Annotated in this window: 10 protein-coding genes; 5 read left to right on the top strand and 5 right to left on the bottom strand. The window is 53.8% G+C overall.

The window, feature by feature from the left end; genetic code table 11:
* Together AAGJ81_16260 and AAGJ81_16255 are read right to left on the bottom strand one after the other, a co-directional pair.
* A partial coding sequence (locus AAGJ81_16260) for a ParB N-terminal domain-containing protein (GenBank protein ID MEM0967703.1) occupies window positions 1-371 on the bottom strand: 371 nt, incomplete at its 3' end.
* Between the two features lie 5 nt (window positions 372-376).
* A complete protein-coding gene (locus AAGJ81_16255; protein ID MEM0967702.1) occupies window positions 377-637 on the bottom strand; it encodes a hypothetical protein in 261 nt (86 codons plus the stop codon).
* Window positions 638-765: 128 nt separating this feature from the next.
* On the opposite strand from AAGJ81_16255, the gene AAGJ81_16250 reads away from it, so the two are divergent.
* Window positions 766-987, top strand: a complete 222-nt coding sequence (locus AAGJ81_16250; GenBank protein ID MEM0967701.1) for a hypothetical protein — start codon at window positions 766-768, stop codon at window positions 985-987.
* A 26-nt stretch (window positions 988-1,013) separates the two neighbouring features.
* On the top strand, window positions 1,014-1,148 hold the full coding sequence (locus AAGJ81_16245; GenBank protein ID MEM0967700.1) for a hypothetical protein: 135 nt from the start codon (window positions 1,014-1,016) through the stop codon (window positions 1,146-1,148).
* Between the two features lie 8 nt (window positions 1,149-1,156).
* Here the strand turns inward: AAGJ81_16245 and AAGJ81_16240 are convergent, their stop codons facing one another.
* From AAGJ81_16240 to AAGJ81_16230, 3 genes are read right to left on the bottom strand one after another with little or no spacing between them, the layout of a single operon-like run.
* On the bottom strand, window positions 1,157-1,531 hold the full coding sequence (locus tag AAGJ81_16240) for a hypothetical protein (protein MEM0967699.1): 375 nt from the start codon (window positions 1,529-1,531) through the stop codon (window positions 1,157-1,159).
* The gene (locus AAGJ81_16235; GenBank protein MEM0967698.1) at window positions 1,528-1,827 is read right to left on the bottom strand and encodes a hypothetical protein; all 300 of its coding nucleotides are present in this window, start codon (window positions 1,825-1,827) and stop codon (window positions 1,528-1,530) included. The genes AAGJ81_16240 and AAGJ81_16235 overlap by 4 nt, the downstream gene beginning before the upstream one ends.
* The gene (locus AAGJ81_16230; protein MEM0967697.1) at window positions 1,824-2,057 is read right to left on the bottom strand and encodes a hypothetical protein; all 234 of its coding nucleotides are present in this window, start codon (window positions 2,055-2,057) and stop codon (window positions 1,824-1,826) included. The genes AAGJ81_16235 and AAGJ81_16230 overlap by 4 nt, the downstream gene beginning before the upstream one ends.
* 263 nt (window positions 2,058-2,320) lie before the next feature.
* Between AAGJ81_16230 and AAGJ81_16225 the strand changes: the two genes are divergently transcribed.
* Genes AAGJ81_16225 through AAGJ81_16215 form a run of 3 tightly spaced genes read left to right on the top strand, consistent with a single transcriptional unit; the run spans window position 2,321 to window position 3,418 of the window.
* Window positions 2,321-2,737 (top strand): helix-turn-helix transcriptional regulator, encoded by a 417-nt coding sequence (locus AAGJ81_16225; protein ID MEM0967696.1) that lies wholly within the window; start codon window positions 2,321-2,323, stop codon window positions 2,735-2,737.
* 31 nt (window positions 2,738-2,768) lie between these two features.
* Window positions 2,769-3,206 (top strand): hypothetical protein, encoded by a 438-nt coding sequence (locus AAGJ81_16220; GenBank protein MEM0967695.1) that lies wholly within the window; start codon window positions 2,769-2,771, stop codon window positions 3,204-3,206.
* Window positions 3,207-3,211: 5 nt separating this feature from the next.
* Complete coding sequence (locus AAGJ81_16215; protein MEM0967694.1) at window positions 3,212-3,418, top strand: hypothetical protein; 207 nt, start codon at window positions 3,212-3,214, stop codon at window positions 3,416-3,418.
* The last annotated feature ends 141 nt before the right edge of the window (window positions 3,419-3,559 follow it).

The raw sequence follows: 3,559 nt of genomic DNA, 5'->3' as shown, positions 1-3,559 counted from the left end.
GTTTTGACGGCCTTCCGTTTGTCGGAATTTGTCCGCCGTAGTGCGTTGTGCTCGGCGTTGGCACCGAGGGCGAATTTGATTGCAGCGGCCCTTCCACCGGTGTGCTGGTAAATCGCGATTTGCTCACGATCGGCGAGGCGATAGGCAGAGCCACGGTGGTTTCCATCCGCTATATAATAGTGCTCTCCATTCGGGCCGATGGGGTCGTCGCCTTGTGCGGGGAAAACGTCGATTGGGGGTAAGTCTTTACCTGCTTTGAGAGCGGCGACCAAATCGCCGAGGTGGTCATCGTCCAATCCAGTCCGCATTTGGATTTCGGGATCGAAAAGAAGCTGGGCTACGGGGATGAGGATGGCTCGTTTTTCTGGCATGGTCGTTAAGCGGTTGCTGGGATTGTTTCGTCTTCCTCGAGGCGGAAGGACCAGCCGGGCATTCCGGCGGGTGTGTAGTAAATGAAAGTGGCCTCCGCTAGGTTGCAGTAGAGGTCTGCGGGGAGTTCGGGGTCGAGGAGCCTGCAGGCAGCCTCTCGGATCTCTTCCTCGGTAGCATTTTTGGGCACGGGCGAGCCATCCAGTGCGGTGCCTGTCTCAAACTCGTAGGCGATAACGCAGGGGTAGGTATGCTGGATCGGGATCACGGTTTAGGAAGTGGAAAGTTCGAAGAGTGAAGTGTGAAAGCCGGGGATCATTGGGCTCTTAGGAAGTTTGAAGGGAGGAAATTGAGAGGGGTGATCTCTTTGGCCTCGGTCGTTAGTCTGTTGCGGAGGTGTTTGAGGGCGTTCAGCTCGACTTGCTGGATGTATTGGAGCCGGCAGCCGCACTCGTCTGCGATGGCCTTCTGCGTCCATGGCTTTCCGTAGCTGGCCTTTTCCATGCAGCGGTCGAGGCCTTCGTCGATCTCCGGGCGGCGTCTCTTCGCATGGGGTTGGTGGTAGACGTTCATACCGTCACCCCCTTGCTCTTGGATTCGTTTCGGCTGGAGATTTGAGCTGTTGGTTGAAAGGCTCTCAGGTCATGGAAGGCCCTAAGAGCTATGGGTGGGAAGCCCTCGTCGCGATTCTCGTCGCCTTGTGGGGCCTCGCTTGTGTGATCCATGGGTTTATCCTTCGGATCGCTGCACGATACCGCGCTCGCATGAATCGCGAATAGTGGCATCTTCATATCCGCACTCCTCTCCTTTGAAGTTCGCGGAGGCAGTCCTGTGTGTGCTGGCGGAGTTGGTCGGTCGTTAGCTGATTGTGGAGGGGTTTGAAGGGAGCGGTTTGTCGGGACATGCACCAGGAATGCCAGACCTCCTTTGGCACTCGGAGGAACTGCCGCTTAGCCCGGCCAAGAGAATCCGTCTCTGCGATGCCGTTGCGCCGGGATATATCAATCGCGGTTAGGTCGCCCGATTCGATTAAACGGTAGACGTGTTCCTCGCTCACTCCGATGGGTGAGTTCTCTCCGCCGATTTGCTGTGGCCGCAAAACGGATACGCCCGGAAAATCGAGGCTGGCGAATGGGAACTCGTGTTGGGTCGCTGCGCTCACAGTTTTTCGATTGGTCGGTTTCCGGTTTTCGGTTGTGGGGTGGAGAAGAGTTCTTCGATCCGGAGTTTGAAGAGCTCGCCTAGGGCATGGAGGTCGTCATCGCTTAAACCGGCAAAGTCTTCGAAGTTTAGCTTTTTGATCCTTTCCTCTGCCCGCCGGAAACGATGATATTCGAGAACGTCTTTTATAGAGGTTGAAACTCCCGCCAGTTCGAAGAGTCTGCGCTGGTCTGAGAATGAGAGGTGACTCCAATAAAGGATGGAGATCATTTCCTTTTTCTTTTGGGCTTTGGTCATCGATCCGTTTCTTGAAAGAGTTCTCTTTGCATTTGACCCGCAGCAGCGATGCACCACGCGGTTTGATCGAGTTTGGAACGACGCTCTGGGCAGGATGCGAGGTCCGCTGCAAGGCGATAGAGTTCAGGGCGCAGCTCCCACTCTTCCGACTGAGCCTTTTCCAGAATGATCTTCTCGATCATTTCTCTTTTGAGGAGACCGATTGGGCGCATCTCTAAATCACCACTCACAGGTCCAGCTCCTTTCGGATCCGCTCAGCAATGCGGGGAAATTTACGACTGCCCGAGATGGCCCGGCTGACACTGTCGCGTCGGATTCCGATGCGCTTGGCAAGAGAGGAAACGCTCAACTGCCTTCGGATCAGCTCGATCTTCACTTTTTTGGAAAATGTTTGGGCTTGATTTGAGGGCATCATTTGTAGAATCTATCCACGTTTGTGGACATTATGCCGCATTAGTCAACATGTTTGTAGAAAAAGTTTACATCGCTCTCAATGCAGTCGTCTGAGATCTCCGAAGTGGCTAGCGTCACCCGTCGCCGCATGGGTCTCAATCAGTCCCAGATGGCGCAAAGACTGAGCATCGATCGCACTTATCTTTCTTCTATAGAAACGGGGAGAAAGGTCCCCAGTGATCCCTTAACAGAAAGGATTCTAGTGTTAGCTCAGTCCGCAAATGTAGACTTACCGGAAACTCTGAAAGAAAGGGTTTCAGAGATGGCGGCCCGCTACGGGTTTACCCGAGCCCGAACCGAGGATCCTATGCAAGTGGGTCCTCGAGGTGAACCCACGAGGGCGAACATCGAGTTGATCGTAAGAGACTATTTGGACGCTGCGGAGGCGGCTTCAGGTGGGCTGGGTCATGCTTACCACAAACTCAGAAAGGTCTGTGATCCTGCTGATTTTGAGTGATTTTAACCACAGAGAACACGGAGGAAATACTATGAGTGAGGAAAGAACAGAAATGAGCGGGAAGACTTTGGGGATTGTTTTGGCGGTAGCGCTTGTTGGCGTTGGATTGATCGTAGCGATCGTCACAACCCAGGAAGAGAGCGATCCAGTCGACGAGGCCTACCAGCAGGGGGTTGACGAGTGGTTCGAAAAACGAGAAGAGGAAAAAGCCGTTACCCTGGCGCAACCGAAACCTCGGGAGCTCACTCCTACGGAGCGCCTCTACCTTCCTGTAGTCGCTCAATATGAAGAACAATACGAGATCGTTCAGCGTCGAGGGGATCCATATGAAGCTGCGAACACCGCCAGCTTGATCGCAGAGGGTTATCTGCAAATGAAGAATGAGGCTAAATACAACTACTGGCGGGACGTTGCAGACGGGCACGTGGCAGAGGCCGAAAGACAGATGGCAGAGAAGATCGGGTTATAGAACCAATGATCAAAGAGAAGACCATAGAAAACTCCCGGCCGTGGCCGCCGCCTGTCGATTACGCTGGGCTACAGGTATCGGTCGAACGGGAGGATGGGATGCGGACTTGGGCGAATCGCTACGGGCGGGGCCTTTGGCATTTGCGGGAAGAGTCTGATTCCCCGGCTGTGCGTTGGTGGCCTTCTCGGGAGATCAATGGAATGACGGTGTAAGTCCGCAGATTTCGCGAATTGGCGCAGATTAAGGATTGTGTTTGTTGGTCAGTAATCCTGATTCTGAAACTAAACAACGGGAAGGATGATTTTGTCCGGCGTCGATACAGACTCGATAGTGGAAATAGTTAAGGAGGTTTT

It is taken from the genome of Verrucomicrobiota bacterium (assembly GCA_038744685.1).
Lineage (GTDB): Bacteria > Verrucomicrobiota > Verrucomicrobiia > Opitutales > Puniceicoccaceae > Puniceicoccus.
This window is presented reverse-complemented; position numbering and strand designations above follow the sequence as displayed.